Source organism: Undibacterium sp. TC9W (assembly GCF_049339865.1).
Classification (GTDB): Bacteria; Pseudomonadota; Gammaproteobacteria; order Burkholderiales; family Burkholderiaceae_D; genus Undibacterium.
Window position 1 is genome coordinate 193,187 of record NZ_JBMPPJ010000007.1, and the last position, 16,021, is coordinate 209,207.

Below are 16,021 nucleotides of genomic sequence, written 5' to 3' on the forward strand. Positions count from 1 at the left end.
ATAGAATCTTCCGTGGTGTTACCTCGTGTTTTATACAACGGAAATTTATTGAAAGGTTAAAAATCATGTCTAAATTGCTTGAATATTTGAATACACTGGATAAAGATGCGGATGCGTTGACTTCGCACAGAAGCGACCCTGGTGCGGCAATGACTAATTTTGGTTTGACGGTGGAAGAACAGGGTGCAGTTTTGTCTGGCGACAAAAGTGCGGTAGCGGGTTTGTTGGGAATTTCTGCGGATGAAGTGCCAGCAATTGATATCACCGAAGGCGCTTACTAACTCGAACCGATTCCGGCATAAGTGATTACTTTGCATTGTACTTATAGAACCGTCGCACTGATACTCCTTTTTGCCGGAGTCTGTTTCTCACGCCAAAGTTTTGCCGATAACGCGAAGCTGGTTGATGATCTGCTCAGTCAGGCAGTGATTGATATGCGACATCAACCTGAAAAAGCCGTAGAGACTTTGGAAAAAGTCAAAGAATTTGAATCAACATTAAATGAAAAACAAAGAGACAAATTTCAAATTCTGAATGCTGCTGCATTGGGTTTTCGGGGGCGCCATAAAGAAAAAGTTGAACTGGTCCAATCATATATCGGCAAGGTAAGTGATCCTGAATATCGAGTCAGATTTCTGTATCAGTTATCTGTTGGATATACCAATTTGGGCGAATATGAAAAAGCGTTGGAGGCTATGAATGAAAGCATAATCATACTGCCTAAATTGCGTGAGCTTAATTCGAAAATGGATACTCTGCAGTCGGCGATCACGTTACATAATTCGTTGAGAGCTTATGATGAAGCGATGGTCTATGCCGACAGAATGGTCGCGCTGGAAGATACCGCCGAAGAGAGCGTGTCAAAATGTTTTGGATTTGCAGATCAGGTTGAGATTAATTTTTTGCGCGGCGAACGTCAACGTGCACGATCGCTTTTGCCTGATGCAATCAGAGTATGTGATTTCCATAAACGGAAAATCATTTCTTTGATATTAAATACCCTGGCATGTATAGATTTGATTGATTCAGGAAATTATTTACAGGGCAAAGGAGCAGGGCTGCCTTTGCTTGCAGAATTTGCCAAGACTTCACAAAATTCAGATTACCTTACTCAGTTAGAAGAGGCTCTGGCAAGAGCTTTTTTAAAGACGGGCAACCTTGATTTGGCAGAGCGATATGGAGCGTTGGCGTATCAACGTGCGAAATCAGGTAACGCCGTTCAACTGATGGAAAAGACCGCAGAAACTATGGCAACCATTAAACGTGCTCAAGGGGCGTATCCAAGCTCTCTGGAATATTATGAAGCAGCGTTGGTTCTGAAAAATAGGGTACTTGATGATCAATTGCATAAAAATCTTGCGTTTCAGCGTGTCAAATTTGATACCCAAGACAAGGTCAATCAATTGAATTTATTGGAGCAGAAAAATAAAATTCTCGCGGTAGAACGTGAACTGGAAAAGAAAAATAATCAAAATTTGTGGCTGGTGATTGCCTTGGTTGTCATTGTAATGATGCTCTTGGCATTCTGGTTAGTCAAAACCTTGCAACAAAAAAATCAGTTCCGCCAGTTTTCACAAACAGATGGCTTGACCCAGGCGGCCAATCGCATGCATTTCATCAGCTTCGCGAATGAAGCATTCAAATTGCGCACTGGCAGTGTCAGCATCATCCTGTTTGACATGGACTTGTTTAAAAATATTAATGACACGTATGGACATGCTACGGGTGACTGGGTATTGAAAAACGTCAGTGAAACCGTCAAGACGCATTTACGCAAGGTTGATTTGTTTGGGCGGTTGGGTGGTGAAGAATTTGGTATTTGCATGCCAGACTCAAGCCAGGCCTCAGCCCTGCAATTGGCAGAGCGCTGCCGTATGGCAATCACAATGATAGATACAGAACCTAGCGGCCATAAATTCTCACTGTCTGCCAGCTTTGGTGTAGCGACAGTAGATGGAAATGGGCTCAAGAATTTTGATGAAACCCTGGAAGCGGCTGACAAGGCACTTTATATCTCCAAAGCCGAAGGTAGAAACTGCGTTAGCGTCTTCAGGCAAACACCATAGATTTTCTGATGATAATTTGTTAAAAATAGTTTTGCTTTTGTTAATGCTTGAGCTTAGAATCACTCTTGGTATTACCCCTGAAAGTTTTGCCAACCAAGGAGAAAAGTATGTCTAAGTTGTTAGATTATCTGAATGCTCTTGACACCAGTGCTGTAGTTATCGAAGCACACAAAAAAGACCCGCTGCAGGCTACACGTGATTTTGGTCTGTCCGTAGATGAGCAGGTTCTGATACTGCGTCAGGACAGGCGTGAAATATCCGCCTTCCTGGATTTGCCTTTCAAAGATTTCGATGCGATTGATAGCATTGAAACATTGCCTAGTCTTGATGCAGGACAAACTAGCTTGAAAAATGAAACTGAGCTAATTCATTCGTAATAGCTATTAACGTTAAAGATAGATTGCTTCCAATGAGTCACGTGCTTTTACGTGACTCATTAGTTTGAATAATTATTTCCGATTCCCTTACATTTACATCTATGACAATTCAAAAACAAGGATCACTCGTCTGTGTTGGCACTGGCATGCGCATGGCGGGGCAATTGACACCAATTGCGCAGAGCTATATTGAATCTTTTGACGTTGTCGTTGCGGCGGTGCCGAATATTTTTACGCATAAATGGCTGCAAGGTGTAGCTAAAGAATATATCTGCCTGAATTCCTATTATGAAGACATGAAAATTGACGGGAAAAATAGACGGGACACATATAGGCGCATGGCAGACACCATATTGTCTGAAATGCGCTCAGGCAAACGAGTATGCGCGGCTTTTTATGGTCATCCCGGAATTTTCGCCTGTATTTCTCACATGGCAATTGCAGATGCCAGGGCAGAGGGATATCAAGCACACATGGAACCAGGTATTTCAGCCCTCGATTGCCTGGTTGCAGACCTGGGCATAGACCCTGGTACTTATGGCATGCAATCGATGGAATCAACGCAATTCATGATTTACCACCGCACTATTGATACCACGGCGCTGTTGATACTGTGGCAGCCAGGCATCGCGGGTGAGCTGGCATTGAAAAAACTTGAAACTAACCAAGAGTATTTGCAGGTACTGGTCAACAAGCTTGCACGTAGTTATCCACTGGATCACGAAGTGATTTTATATGAAGCTGCGACTGATCCTTTGGAGAAAACACGCATAGATAAAATTCGTCTCGGAGATTTGCCAAACATGGCGCTAAGACAAGCCACTACCTTGGTGATACCCCCAGCCAAATCACTGGAAAGAGACCAGTCAATTATCGACGAACTCAATGCAATCACCGAACAACGTAGGCAGGTCCAGCAAGCAGCCTGAGAGCCAGGATAGCTCAGGTTTTGATTGTGTTCTGGCGTGAACGCCCTTTAATTAGAAGGGGCGCATAAGTGCTATTGCTTGCATACCAATGGCAAAATCCTTTAAAAGTAGCTAAATGCTAATTTGATCAATATATTGATCTGAGCCCGCAGGTTACAAATATCTGCTTTCAATTTGATTTACACTTAATTAGAATCATTGGCGTGCGACAAAATGGTTTGTCAACAAGTTGGAGGATACTGATGAAAAAAATGATCAAAAATACATTGCTGGGTCTGGCTTTGGCCGGTGGTTTGTCGGTAGCTTGCGCTGAAGGCGTAGATACCTCTGTTGATGGCATTTTCAATGCGCTGACAACGACAAGTAATTTGCAGGCTACGGTTGATAACCTGGTTGCCAGCGGTGCCAATCCACAATCCATCGTTTCTGTTGCTGCCGCAGCTGGAATTCCTCTGGATACCGTCAAGGATTTGCAGGTATGCGTGAACTCTGCTGCACCTGATGCAACAGTGCTCAGTGCTTCTTGCATGAGACAGCGTAGCCTGGTAACTGCCTATGCAGCAGGCGTGAATGATCCTATGAAATATCTGCCTGCAACTGCTGCTGGCAAACGTCAAAGCAAAGAAGTCAAAACGAATTAATCAATTAGTTCAGGGTGACAAATAAAGCAGACATGTTGAACATGTCTGCTTTTTTTATTTTGTGGCCCCTGCGATTTGCTGCCGTGACCGTGGCAAGTGAGGAAAGTGTTCTCAGGTCTTCTTCCTCAATGGCTCCAGCAATTCTTTGAGGTTGTTGTGATCGATCTCATACATCAATTCCAGTAGCCGGCCTATCTCACCCTTGGGGAAACCTTCCCGCGCAAACCAGCCCAGGTAATTACCGGGCAGGTCAGCGATGACAGTATCCTTGTACTTGCCATAAGGCATCTTGAAACTCAGCAGTCTTTGCAGGTCGTCCGCTTGCATAAACTAGTCCTCGGATTTCTTGCCAGACTCAACGGCTGGCGGCGTGCTGGTAGCAGGCTGGCTTGCGCTTGTCGCCGCTGGGGCCGCAGGCGTTACACCAACAATCTTTTTTTCTTCTTCCATATCCTGGATATAGGGAACCGCATCCAGGTAACGATCGACGAGTTCAAAGAACTGTTCATAAAACTGGCCAGTAGGAATGGTTTCGCTGGCGACCTTGACCAGGGCATCGTCAGTTGAGCCAAATGGCAGTGACACTGAACCCAGGGCGCTGACACCTATGCTCGCTGAAGTATTACTCTTTTTCAGGGAATATCGGTCACGAACGGCATTCGCAAAAACGGTCGTGCTATTGCTGCCTTTGCTGTTGGCCACGCAGACGACGTTAAATTCAATTTCTGCGTGAATGTCTGCCTCTGGCTGGTATTTCCTGCGGCCTTTAAGTACGGAAGGTTTCCATTCGCTGATGACATAACCCTGGCTGAGCAAGGCACGGCGCGCTGCCTCACAGGCGCTTTTTTCAGTACCAGGGAAGGCGCGGGTGAATACGCCGGTAGCACCAAATTCTTCGTGCTGCAAGCCAGCGTGCTTGGTGGTAGTGCAGGCGCTTAACATGCTAAGCCCCAGGGCGAGGCTGAGAGGTAGTAAATATTTGCGGTGAATCATCTTTATTTCAATAGTGCGGATAAAAGCGCAGTGCACTGACATTCAGGCCAGCGCTTCTTTGGCGGCTTCTTCCGGAGTTAATCCATCAAAAAACAGATCGGTGAACCACTCTATCTGTTCTTCTATATGATCCTGAGCCTGGCTCACGGTGGCACCGCCAGCGACGAGGAAGCCTTCTACTTCAGTACACCAGGCTATCAATGCCTCGGTTTCCGGGTCTAAATCATTCTTTTTTGCCATGATGTTTCTTTCTTGCTTATAAATGCGTAAGCCGTATTTTAACTTGGCAGCGCGATGGAGGTGTTACCGCCGCATTAAATACCAGACAAGAGCTGCCAGATTATCAAGATATAACGCAGTGAGAGGGGATTTGGGTGACAGGTGCTGTGGAATATTTTTAGGCAAAGATATCATCACGGAGACCCAGAGAAATTCTTTCAAGCGAATGGCAGATGCAAGCAAAAAACGATAGGCACGGCCAGATGTTCGCGGCTGAAGCCGCTCCTACAAAATTTGCAAACCGAGCAGGCGCAAAGAATTTCTCTGTGCAAACTCTGTGTCTCTGTGTTGAGAGGTTTTAGAAACTACCGGCAAACTGATAACGCTTACCCGGATGCCACATCGTCACACAGGTAGCGATCATGTCGCGTGATCTGGTAGTTCTGTGTAGGACCAGACAGGCTTCTTTGGCTGAGATATGCAGCATCTCGGCGATCTGTTTAGGTGGCAGTACTGCCTCTATGCTGTAATCAACTCCTTGCAAGGGCGCGACTGCCACCAGGTATTCATTAGGCGTCATGGTGCTGAAGTCTTGTTGCAGGTATTCTGGAGTGACACTGGAGTTGACCCAGCGGTCTTCAACCTGTATCGCCACATCGTTCTCAAAATGGACGATGACGGAATGGAATAAGCTATGGCCCGCCTTGACCTGGAATTTTGCTGCCAGTTGCTCGCTCGCGATTTCTGCTTTTAACTCATGCAGTTCGCTGCGGTGAGTATGGCCGCGTGAGCGGATTTCTTCAGCGATGCTTTTGATTGCCACCAGCGTTGCCTGGTATTTTTGTTGTGCCACGTAAGTGCCTGAGCCCTGTATGCGCGTCAGGATTTGTTCGCTGGTGAGTTCGCGCACGGCGCGGTTGACCGTCATGCGCGAGACACCAAACTGGCTGGCCAGTGCTGTTTCGGCGGGGATGGCATCGCCTTCTTTCCACTTGCCTGACTGGATTTCCTGGAGCAGGGTATCTTTGATGACTTGAAACGCTGGGGTATCTGGCTTGCTGGGTTTCACAGTATGGCTGACATGGGAGTGATAGGTGTTTGCATTTTCTCATAGCATAGCGGTGATAGCGAATATATTGGCTGGTACTGACACTAAGTGTCACTTGGCGTCACTTACTATCCCTTAATCTCACTTCTTGCGCGGTGACGCAGAAAATTTACCGGCAATATCCAGCTCACGAAAACGCATGAGGATGAAATCGACAAACAGCCTGGTCTTGGCTGGCATCAGCTTGCTGCTGGCGTAGTAGAGGGAAATGGGGCCAATATCCGCATACCAGTTGGGTAACAGGCGTAGCAATGTGCCACTTTCCAGATAAGGCAATGCATGCAGCCTCGGCACCATGGCAACACCCAAATCCAGCAAGGCGGCACGGCACATGGCTTCTGGGTCATCCATGATGATGCGTGTCTTCAATTCCATGTGTGCTTCTTCACCCGCAGCATTGCGCAGCGTCCACGAGCGCAGCCTGCCACTTTGTGGCGAACGGCGCATGATGCCGTCCAGATGAACCAGATCTGCGGGTTTTGCTGGCATTTTGTGAGCCGCGATATAGGCTGGCGAAGCAACCGGTATGACATGAGCATGCCCGATTTCACGCGCAACAACACCCGGCACCAGTTCTATGCCACCGCCTATGGCAACATCAAAACCTTCAGCGATGATATCTACGCTGCGGTTGTCAAAATGCAGGTCGGGAATCACATCAGGGTAGGTATTAATAAAATCAGTCACCGCAGGCAAAACATAATCTCGCCCAAAGGCCAGTGCCAGGCTGATCTTTAATACGCCAGCGGGTTTGCCTGCGACATTTTCTACATTCGCCAGTGCAGCCTGTATGCTGTCCAGCCCGCCCTTGATCTGCGCCAGGAATACTTCTCCCGCCTCCGTCAGCATCAGACTGCGCGTACTGCGCTGGAACAGGCGTATGCCCAGCCGCGATTCCAGCTTGGCGACGTTCTTGCTGACAGCTGCCGGTGTCAAGCCCAGGTTACGGGCTGCCTGGGAAAAACTGCCCGCCTCAGCACTACGGACGAAAGATTCAATGCTTGCCAGTGTTTCCATGATTCCTTCTGCGTTCAGTCTTTGATTTTGATTATTAGCTTCAACCTACTTTCAACCTTTGGTTGAAAGTAATGTTATTGATTATGGACTACTTGTAATCATTTAAAAAGCACAAAATAGCTACATCCAATCACGGATTAAAGAAATTAAACCGAATCAAACTTAAGTAAGCCAACTACACAGGAGAACGACATGACACAAGCACTCAACACACAAGCACTCAACACACAAGCAAACACATCCAAAGCAAACCTGGCTGGTAAAACAGCACTGGTCACCGGTGGTTCACGCGGCATAGGGGCAGCCATTGCACGTAAGCTGGCAACAGATGGCGCTGCAGTTGCGATCACTTATTCCAGCAGTGCACAGCAGGCAGAACGACTGGTTGCGGATATACGCTCAACGGGCGGTAAGGCATTGGCTATCCGTGCTGATGCGCAAGATGCAGATGCCGTCAAACAGGCAGTGGCAAAAACGGTCGCAGAATTTGGCGGTCTCGATATCCTGGTCAACAATGCAGGGGCACTGGTCGCCGGTGGCATTGCAGATATCAGCATGGAGGATTATCAACGCCTGATAGCTGTCAACGTGACAGGCGTGTTTGTTGCCTCGCAAGAAGCGCAACGTCACATGAAAGAGGGTGGCCGCATCATCAATATAGGCAGTGTCAACAGTGATTATGTGCCAGTACCTGGCCTGTCACTATATGCACTGACCAAAGGCGCGGTAGCTTCTTTCACTCGCGGCCTGGCACGTGATCTGGGCGCACGTGGCATCACCGTCAATAATGTACAGCCCGGCCCGGTTGATACAGAAATGAATCCGGCCAATGGTGCTTTTGCCGACACCATGCGCAGCTACATGGCGACCGGAAAATATGGCACTGGCACACAGATCGCCAGCCTGGTTGCTTATCTGGCTAGTGAAGATGCAGCATTCATTACCGGTGCCAACCTCAAGGCAGACGGTGGCTTTGATGCCTGATATGCTTGATGCGGGCGGATAAAAAAATGCATGAATCAAAGAGCCGGATTGCGTGCAGGTTTGTGCAGCGCAGCCCGGCTTTTTTTGCGTGACAATATTGGCCGAATCCGGCGGGATATATACTGTCGCATTGCGTAAGATGCCGATGTTTTCTACCTGATTAACATTTGGAGTTTTCATGACAGCCACAAGCTTCAGTACATTCAAAGAATTGCACGAGGGCAGTACACCCTTGTTGTTACCCAATGCCTGGGATGCCGCCAGTGCTATCCTGTTTGAGCGTGATGGTGCCTCAGCGGTTGCCACATCCAGTGCCTCGCTGGCCTGGGCGCTGGGTTATGCGGACGGTGGTACCTTGCCACGTGATGAGTTGCTGGCAGCCGTACGACGCATCATGCGTGTTATCAAAGTACCTTTGTCCGTGGATATCGAAGATGGCTACAGCGACGATGCCGACGCCGTTGCTGACCTGGCAGCAGACCTGCAGCAGTATGGCGTGGCTGGTATCAATCTTGAAGATGGCGGTGGTACACCTGAATTGCTGGTCGCAAAAATCAAGGCCATCCGTAGTAAACTGGCTGGTGCCGGATTTTTCATCAACGCCAGGACAGATGTTTATCTGCGCGGATTGGCAAGTGGCGATGCTGCCATACAGATGGCGATTAGCCGTGCGCAAGCCTATCAGGCTGCCGGAGCCAGTGCAGCATTTTTGCCAGGGCTATGCGATGCTGAAACCATTTCTGCAATTGCACAGGCACTCGATATTCCGGTCAACATCATGGCTGTGCCAGGCATGCCAGAAATCAGCCAATTGTTCGCTGCTGGCTGTCGTCGTTTTTCGCTAGGGCCTGTGCCTTTCCAGCTTGCTTATCACCACGCCATAGAAGGTGTGCACCAGTTTTTGCATCAGGGGCAGACAGCTTCATTATTCAAACATGAGTTAAGCTATCCATCTATGAATGCGGCTTTGAATGTTGATGGCTGACATGTATTGCTAATACTTGGATAAGCAGATCATCCATGCAGGATGATCTGAAAAAAAATTCCTGAATTTGACTGGGTTTAATTCATGGCGTGAGCTGCAATACCCACGCTTCCCAGTCTCTTACCTGTTCACCGCCAAGCTGTCTGTAAAACTGTTTTGCATTGCTATTGTCTGGCAGCACATCCCATTTTAATCTGCCGCAGCCATGCTGCCTGGCATCGGCGATGACGGTTTCCATCAATGCCTTGCCTATGCCAAGCTGGCGTGCAGTTGCGCTGACATACAATTCTTTGAGTCGCCAGTCCGGGCGCAGGTCGTAGGTGAAAGCGACTTCGACCAGGATTGCATAGCCCAGCAAAGCCCCCGTTGGTGCCGCCGCCACATAGGCCCTGAATTGCGACCGTTCTGTATCCAGGCCACGTTCCAGTAAATCATCAGCGGTGACGCTAAATTCAGCGTGGTAGCCTTCAAAGGCTGCCAGTTCGCGCATCAGTTGTAACAAGGCTGTTGCGTCGCTGGCCAGAGCAGGGCGTACGCTGAATTCAGTTGCTCCTGCGCTCATGCCAGTTCAGTGACTTCTGTTGTCAGGCTGAAGCCTTCATCCAGCCAGCCTGTGACGCCGCCTATCATGATTTTGACGGGACGACCAAGCTGCGCCAGCCTGATCGCCGCCTTGGTTGCACCGTTGCAATGCGGGCCGGCGCAATAAGTCACAAACAGGGTATCAGCCGGATAGCTGGCCAGTTTGGACGCAATGATCTTGCCTCTGAGCAGGTTGATCGCGCCAGGTACGTGGCCTTTGGCATAAGACTCGGGGCTGCGCACGTCCAGCAAGACAAAATCGGCCTTGCCTTCAGACATGGCGTGGTGGGTATCCCAGCAATCTGTCTCAAAACGCAGGCTGTCTGCAAAATGGGCGATGGCTTCCTGGCTGCTGGCTGCGGCGACTTCAGTAACGACTGACATGTTTTTTGCCTTTCATGGGTGGGTTGACTATGTAGCTATTCTCGACTTTTTTAGCACGGGTAAATAGTGTCGTTAACGGCATGATCCAGTAATATCGCGCCAAAGTGGCGCATGACTAAATTTTTTGCACAGTCCTCTTATTATTCGCTTGCAAAAGTTGTATATACAACTTAAACTTTCTCTCAATGATTCAGCTTTGTCCGGTTTTGTGCATGTTTGCTGGTTTGACCGGATTCTTAAATTGGGCGGTACATCTGCGATTTTGCCGCTATCCTGTATTCACTGACTGATGGAGAGAGACTATGAACAACGATCCACGCTGGGATGCCAGCCGCGAAATCCACGCACCACGCGGCGCAGAAAAAACCTGCAAGACCTGGGTAGCTGAAGCGGCTTACCGCATGATCCAGAATAATCTTGACCCTGCAGTAGCAGAAAACCCAAAGCATCTGGTCGTCTATGGCGGCATAGGCCGCGCAGCCCGCAATTGGGAATGCTATGACCAGATACTGGCATCGTTGAAAGAACTGGGTGAAGATGAAACCCTGCTGATTCAATCTGGCAAACCGGTAGGCGTATTCAAGACGCACGAAGACGCACCTCGTGTGCTAATCGCCAATTCCAATCTCGTACCAAAATGGGCCAACTGGGAACATTTCAATGAACTCGACCGCAAGGGCCTGTTCATGTACGGCCAGATGACTGCCGGTAGCTGGATTTATATAGGCACGCAAGGCATCGTCCAGGGTACGTATGAAACCTTTGCCGAGGCTGGCCGCCAGCATTTCAATGGTGACTGGGGTGGCCGCTGGATATTGACTGCAGGCCTCGGTGGCATGGGTGGCGCACAACCTTTGGCTGCCAGCTTTGCCGGTGCAGTATCTCTCAATATCGAATGCCAGCAATCAAGCATAGACTTCCGCCTGCGTACGCGCTATGTCGATAAGCAAGCCAAAGATCTTGATGACGCCTTGGCACTCATCAAACATCATTGCGACCGTAAAGAAGCGGTGTCGATTGCCTTGCTCGGCAATGCTGCAGAAATCTTGCCAGAACTGGTCAAGCGCGCAAAAGCGGGTGGCATGAAACCTGATCTGGTAACGGATCAAACTTCTGCCCATGACCTCATCAATGGTTACCTGCCTATAGGCTGGACAGTGGCTGAATGGAAGGCTGCTCAACAAGACGTTGCTCAGCATGCCAAACTGACTGCCGATGCATCACAAGCCTGCGCTGTGCATGTACAAGCCATGCTGGATTTCCATGCCATGGGTATACCGACTGTTGATTATGGTAATAACATCCGCCAGGTGGCTTTTGACACTGGCGTCAAGAATGCCTTTGATTTCCCTGGCTTTGTACCTGCGTATATCCGTCCTTTGTTCTGCGACGGCAAAGGTCCGTTCCGCTGGGTAGCCTTGTCTGGCGACCCGGAAGATATCCGTAAGACCGATGCCAAGATCAAGGAACTGTTCCCTGAAAATAAAGGCGTACACAAATGGCTGGAGATGGCCGGTGAGCGCATTGCCTTCCAGGGTTTGCCTGCACGTATTTGCTGGCTGGGTCTGGGGGAGCGTCATATCGCTGGTCTGGCCTTCAATGAAATGGTCAAGAATGGCGAATTGAAAGCACCGATCGTCATTGGCCGTGATCATCTGGACACAGGCTCGGTCGCCAGCCCCAACCGTGAAACCGAAGGCATGCGCGATGGTACGGACGCAGTATCTGACTGGCCCTTGCTGAATGCATTGTTGAATACGGCAGGCGGTGCCAGCTGGGTATCGCTGCATCATGGCGGTGGTGTGGGCATGGGTTACTCTCAACATTCGGGCATGGTCATCGTTGCTGATGGTACCGAAGCTGCCGCTAAACGTCTGGCGCGTGTGCTGGTCAATGACTGCGGTTCTGGCGTCATGCGTCATGCGGATGCTGGATATGAGCAGGCTGTTGTATGTGCTGAACGTGAGGGTTTGAATTTACCTATGATTAAGGGTACTGCCAAGTAAGCTGATTTTATTTATCGCGAGAATAGTAATTTGCTTTTATATTCCCTCCCCTTCAAGGGGAGGGCTAGGGTGGGGATGGGTTTCGGTTGATCATTACAAATCTGAATTGCTGAAGAAGCCCATCCCCACCCCAACCTTCCCCTTGAAGGGGAAGGAGTAGATTGCCCTCCGATTTTGACCATGCAAATTATTTAAAGTATTCAGGAAAAAACATGAGTAATCATTTTGAAATTCAACCCGGTCAATTCACGCTGAGCGACCTGCGTGCTATCTGGACCAAATCCCAGCCGTTGAAGCTGGCAGAGTCCGCCTATGCAGCCATCAATGCCGCTTCCGCCACGATAGATAAAATCGTGGCAAAAGGTGATGCGGCCTACGGCATCAATACCGGTTTCGGCAAACTGGCGAAGACCCGTATCCCTGACGACCAGCTGGAACTCTTGCAGCGCAATCTCATCCTTTCGCATTCCGTTGGCTCTGGCGAATTCATTTCTGATGAAATTGTGCGTCTGATCCTGGCGATGAAGATCGCCAGTCTGGCGCGTGGCTTTTCCGGCATACGCGCGTCTGTGATCGATAGCATGATTGCCATGTATAACGCAGGCATCATGCCGACTATCCCGGTCAAGGGTTCGGTGGGTGCATCCGGTGATCTGGCACCTTTGTCGCATATGACCCTGGCTATGCTGGGTGAGGGCGATGCGCGCGTCAATGGCAAACTGGTGCCAGCCAAAGAGGCACTGGCTGCTGCCGGTATCAAGCCTGTTGTCTTGGCAGCAAAGGAAGGTCTGGCACTCATCAACGGTACGCAAGTATCGACAGCGCTGGCCTTGAATGGTCTGTTCCTGGCAGAGCGCTTGCTGGAAGCAGGTACCATTACCGGCTCCTTGTCGGTCGATGCTGCCAAGGGCAGTGATGCACCGTTTGATGCGCGCATCCATAGCAGCCGTGGTCAGCCTGGTCAAATCGCGACAGCACAGATTTATCGCAGCCTGCTGGAAGGCAGTGAAATCCGCCAGTCCCATCTCGTCAATGATGAGCGCGTGCAAGATCCATATTGCCTGCGTTGCCAGCCGCAAGTCATGGGTGCCTGCCTCGACATCATCAATAATGCAGCACGCACTTTGCTGATAGAAGCGAATGCCGTGACGGATAATCCATTAGTGTTCGTGGAAACCGGTGAAGTTATCTCTGGCGGTAACTTCCATGCAGAGCCTGTGGCTTTCGCGGCAGATACCCTGGCGCTGGCGATAGCAGAAATTGGTTCCATCTCTGAACGCCGCATCGCCTTGCTGATCGATTCATCGATCTCTGGCCTGCCACCTTTCCTGGTGCCATCGTCCGGCTTGAATTCTGGCTTCATGATCGCCCATGTGACGGCAGCGGCGCTGGCTTCTGAAAACAAATCACATGCTCATCCATCCAGTGTGGACAGTATCCCGACTTCTGCGAATCAGGAAGACCATGTCAGTATGGCGACTTACGGAGCACGCCGTTTGCATGAAATGGCACACAACACGGCGACCATCGTTGGCATAGAATTGCTGGCTGCTGCACAGGGCGTCGATTTCCATGCGCCTTTGCAAACATCGGCGATGTTGAAGCAAGTCCACACGCTCTTGCGCGAAAAAGTGGCTTTCTATGATAAAGACAGGTTCTTCGCCCCTGATATAGAGGCAGCAAAAGCGCTGGTCGTTGAAGGCCATCTGAGCGCTCAATGCCAGCAGTTGTATCAAAATCTGTATTTGGCCTGATTCTGCTTGAACCTGAGCAGTTTGTATTAAGATAATGGCTCTCTCATCTGGGAGGGCCATTTTTGTATTTTGTTGAAAGCTTTTGATACCCATGCGTAAGTGGACAAGATTAGACTATCAAACCATGCCGTGGAAAAATGGCGGCGGCAGCACGACTGAGCTGGCGATATTTCCAACAGATGCCAGCCTCGATCATTTCGTCTGGCGTTTGAGTACGGCGGAAGTCAGCAGCAATGGCCCGTTTTCGCATTTTTCCCAGATAGACAGGACGCTGGCGATTTTATCGGGCGAAGGCTTGATACTGCATAGCGATAGCGAACAGGTTCATGGTCAAAGTGTTTTTCTCAAGCAAGACAGCCTGCCGCATCAGTTCAAAGGTGAAACACCTATCAATGCTGAACTCTTGCATGGCACCGTGCTGGACCTGAATATGATGACACGGCGCGATGTCTGCACCCATCACATGCAAAGGCTGGAAGCTGGCAAGCATTTCATCGAAGCCAATGATGCCCAGCAGCTTTTGCTATTCTGCGCCAAAGGCAGTGCCCGTCTGGCGACAGGCGAGACTTTGCAAGACTATGATTGCTGTCTGTTTGAAGAAGAGCATGAGCATCAGGGTATACGCCTGAACCTGCACGCTGACGAGTGCGCGGTACTGTATCTGATACGCATACAATTTTTGAGCATGGGTGACAGCTGATGACTACTACAGCTTTCTCCTGGGACAGTCTGTGGGCTAATGTCCACCTGGCCTGCATGACAGATGGCTATGGCGAAATCAGGGATGCCGCCATCGCCGTCAAGGATGGCAAGATCGCCTGGCTGGGCAAGCAAAGTGAATTGCCTGCCGGGTATGTCGCCGCCAAAACCCATGATGGCAAGGGTTGCTGGCTGACACCTGGCCTCATCGATTGCCACACCCATCTGGTGTATGCCGGTAACCGCAGCAATGAATTTGAAGCGCGCCTGAACGGCGTCGCCTATGAAGAAATCGCCAGGCAGGGCGGCGGTATCAATGCCACTGTGCGTGCCACCCGTGCTGCGAGTGAAGATGAGTTGCTGGCAGCAACACTGTCACGCCTGCATGCGATGCTGGCCGAAGGCGTTACTACGCTGGAGATCAAGTCTGGCTATGGCCTGGATCTGGAAACCGAGGCCCGCATTCTGCGCGTAGCCAGACGCATAGGGCGTGAATTTCCGGTACGAGTCAAAACCACGTTTTTGGGGGCACATGCCTTGCCGCCAGAATATGCAGGCAGGGCTGATGATTACATCAAGCTGGTTTGCGAGCAGATGTTGCCAGCTTTGGTGGCTGAAGGTCTGGTCGATGCCGTTGATGTGTTCTGTGAAAAAATAGGGTTCACGCCAGCACAAACAGAGCTGGTGTTCCAGGCAGCACAAGCGCATGGCTTGCCAGTCAAGCTGCATGCTGAACAATTATCGGATCAGGGCGGTGCCGCTTTGACGGCGCAATATAAAGGTCTGTCTGCCGATCATCTGGAATATTTGTCGGACGAGGGCATAGCAGCGATGGCAGCCAGCGGCACGGTAGCTGTGTTGTTACCAGGGGCGTTTTACTTTTTGCGCGAAACCAAATACCCGCCATTGGCTGCCATGCGTGTGGCTGGCGTGCCAATTGCGCTGGCAACGGACTGCAATCCGGGTACTTCGCCAATGACTTCGCTGTTATTGACCATGAACATGGCTTGCACCCTGTTCCGCATGACACCGCTGGAAGCACTGCAAGGCATTACTTGCCATGCGGCGCGAGCCCTTGGTTTGAGTGAAGAAACGGGCAGTCTGGTAATAGGCAAAGCGGCCGATTTCGCGCTGTGGGATATCGCCAGACCGGCAGACATGGCGTATCACATCGCGGGTAACCCCTCGCAAGCTAAAGTGTTCGCAGGTAAGTTATTAGCCTGATGATGTCTGAATTTCTTTGCTGATTGACATTCTTTAACCCCGCTCAGGCGGGG

The 16,021-nt window shown here is 50.0% G+C and carries 18 protein-coding genes; 11 read left to right on the forward strand and 7 right to left on the reverse strand.

Annotated elements, in window-relative coordinates:
• Positions 1–65: 65 nt before the first annotated feature.
• The 5 genes from ACO0LN_RS12435 to ACO0LN_RS12455 all read left to right on the forward strand — a co-directional run bounded on the left by ACO0LN_RS12435 (position 66) and on the right by ACO0LN_RS12455 (position 4,013).
• On the forward strand, positions 66–281 hold the full coding sequence (locus tag ACO0LN_RS12435) for a hypothetical protein (RefSeq protein ID WP_422974172.1): 216 nt from the start codon (positions 66–68) through the stop codon (positions 279–281).
• Positions 282–302: 21 nt separating this feature from the next.
• Positions 303–2,066 carry a tetratricopeptide repeat-containing diguanylate cyclase gene (locus ACO0LN_RS12440; protein WP_422974174.1) on the forward strand — a complete coding sequence of 588 codons (1,764 nt, stop codon included), beginning with the start codon at positions 303–305 and terminating at the stop codon, positions 2,064–2,066.
• Between the two features lie 107 nt (positions 2,067–2,173).
• Positions 2,174–2,443 carry a hypothetical protein gene (locus tag ACO0LN_RS12445; RefSeq protein WP_422974176.1) on the forward strand — a complete coding sequence of 90 codons (270 nt, stop codon included), beginning with the start codon at positions 2,174–2,176 and terminating at the stop codon, positions 2,441–2,443.
• Between the two features lie 101 nt (positions 2,444–2,544).
• Positions 2,545–3,372, forward strand: a complete 828-nt coding sequence (locus ACO0LN_RS12450; protein WP_422974178.1) for an SAM-dependent methyltransferase — start codon at positions 2,545–2,547, stop codon at positions 3,370–3,372.
• Positions 3,373–3,614: 242 nt separating this feature from the next.
• Positions 3,615–4,013 carry a hypothetical protein gene (locus ACO0LN_RS12455; protein WP_162058372.1) on the forward strand — a complete coding sequence of 133 codons (399 nt, stop codon included), beginning with the start codon at positions 3,615–3,617 and terminating at the stop codon, positions 4,011–4,013.
• 111 nt (positions 4,014–4,124) lie between these two features.
• Here ACO0LN_RS12455 and ACO0LN_RS12460 read toward each other — a convergent pair whose 3' ends face one another.
• The 5 genes from ACO0LN_RS12460 to ACO0LN_RS12480 form a co-directional block, all read right to left on the reverse strand.
• On the reverse strand, positions 4,125–4,340 hold the full coding sequence (locus tag ACO0LN_RS12460; protein WP_162040709.1) for a DUF3820 family protein: 216 nt from the start codon (positions 4,338–4,340) through the stop codon (positions 4,125–4,127).
• Between the two features lie 3 nt (positions 4,341–4,343).
• A complete protein-coding gene (locus ACO0LN_RS12465) occupies positions 4,344–5,006 on the reverse strand; it encodes a DUF2242 domain-containing protein (protein WP_422974180.1) in 663 nt (220 codons plus the stop codon).
• Positions 5,007–5,048: 42 nt separating this feature from the next.
• The gene (locus ACO0LN_RS12470) at positions 5,049–5,246 is read right to left on the reverse strand and encodes a hypothetical protein (RefSeq protein WP_174247578.1); all 198 of its coding nucleotides are present in this window, start codon (positions 5,244–5,246) and stop codon (positions 5,049–5,051) included.
• A gap of 337 nt (positions 5,247–5,583) precedes the next feature.
• Positions 5,584–6,294 carry a histidine utilization repressor gene (gene hutC / locus ACO0LN_RS12475; RefSeq protein WP_162058375.1) on the reverse strand — a complete coding sequence of 237 codons (711 nt, stop codon included), beginning with the start codon at positions 6,292–6,294 and terminating at the stop codon, positions 5,584–5,586.
• 120 nt (positions 6,295–6,414) lie between these two features.
• On the reverse strand, positions 6,415–7,350 hold the full coding sequence (locus ACO0LN_RS12480; protein WP_422974185.1) for a LysR family transcriptional regulator: 936 nt from the start codon (positions 7,348–7,350) through the stop codon (positions 6,415–6,417).
• 192 nt (positions 7,351–7,542) lie between these two features.
• Here ACO0LN_RS12480 and ACO0LN_RS12485 point away from each other — a divergent pair, with 192 nt between their 5' ends.
• Together ACO0LN_RS12485 and ACO0LN_RS12490 are read left to right on the forward strand one after the other, a co-directional pair.
• Entirely contained in the window at positions 7,543–8,334 is a 792-nt protein-coding gene (locus ACO0LN_RS12485; protein ID WP_422974186.1) for a 3-oxoacyl-ACP reductase family protein, read from the forward strand.
• A gap of 178 nt (positions 8,335–8,512) precedes the next feature.
• Entirely contained in the window at positions 8,513–9,319 is an 807-nt protein-coding gene (locus ACO0LN_RS12490) for an isocitrate lyase/PEP mutase family protein (RefSeq protein ID WP_422974188.1), read from the forward strand.
• 82 nt (positions 9,320–9,401) lie between these two features.
• On the opposite strand, the gene ACO0LN_RS12495 is transcribed toward ACO0LN_RS12490, so the two are convergent.
• Positions 9,402–9,881, reverse strand: a complete 480-nt coding sequence (locus tag ACO0LN_RS12495; protein ID WP_422974190.1) for a GNAT family N-acetyltransferase — start codon at positions 9,879–9,881, stop codon at positions 9,402–9,404.
• On the reverse strand, positions 9,878–10,285 hold the full coding sequence (locus ACO0LN_RS12500) for a rhodanese-like domain-containing protein (protein WP_162058379.1): 408 nt from the start codon (positions 10,283–10,285) through the stop codon (positions 9,878–9,880). Before ACO0LN_RS12500 ends, ACO0LN_RS12495 begins: the two co-directional genes overlap by 4 nt.
• 302 nt (positions 10,286–10,587) lie before the next feature.
• Between ACO0LN_RS12500 and hutU the strand changes: the two genes are divergently transcribed.
• The 4 genes from hutU to hutI all read left to right on the forward strand — a co-directional run bounded on the left by hutU (position 10,588) and on the right by hutI (position 15,968).
• Complete coding sequence (gene hutU / locus ACO0LN_RS12505; RefSeq protein ID WP_422974192.1) at positions 10,588–12,291, forward strand: urocanate hydratase; 1,704 nt, start codon at positions 10,588–10,590, stop codon at positions 12,289–12,291.
• A gap of 212 nt (positions 12,292–12,503) precedes the next feature.
• Entirely contained in the window at positions 12,504–14,045 is a 1,542-nt protein-coding gene (hutH, locus tag ACO0LN_RS12510) for a histidine ammonia-lyase (RefSeq protein ID WP_422974194.1), read from the forward strand.
• A gap of 91 nt (positions 14,046–14,136) precedes the next feature.
• Complete coding sequence (locus ACO0LN_RS12515; RefSeq protein ID WP_422974196.1) at positions 14,137–14,745, forward strand: HutD family protein; 609 nt, start codon at positions 14,137–14,139, stop codon at positions 14,743–14,745.
• On the forward strand, positions 14,745–15,968 hold the full coding sequence (hutI, locus tag ACO0LN_RS12520; protein WP_422974198.1) for an imidazolonepropionase: 1,224 nt from the start codon (positions 14,745–14,747) through the stop codon (positions 15,966–15,968). Before ACO0LN_RS12515 ends, hutI begins: the two co-directional genes overlap by 1 nt.
• The last annotated feature ends 53 nt before the right edge of the window (positions 15,969–16,021 follow it).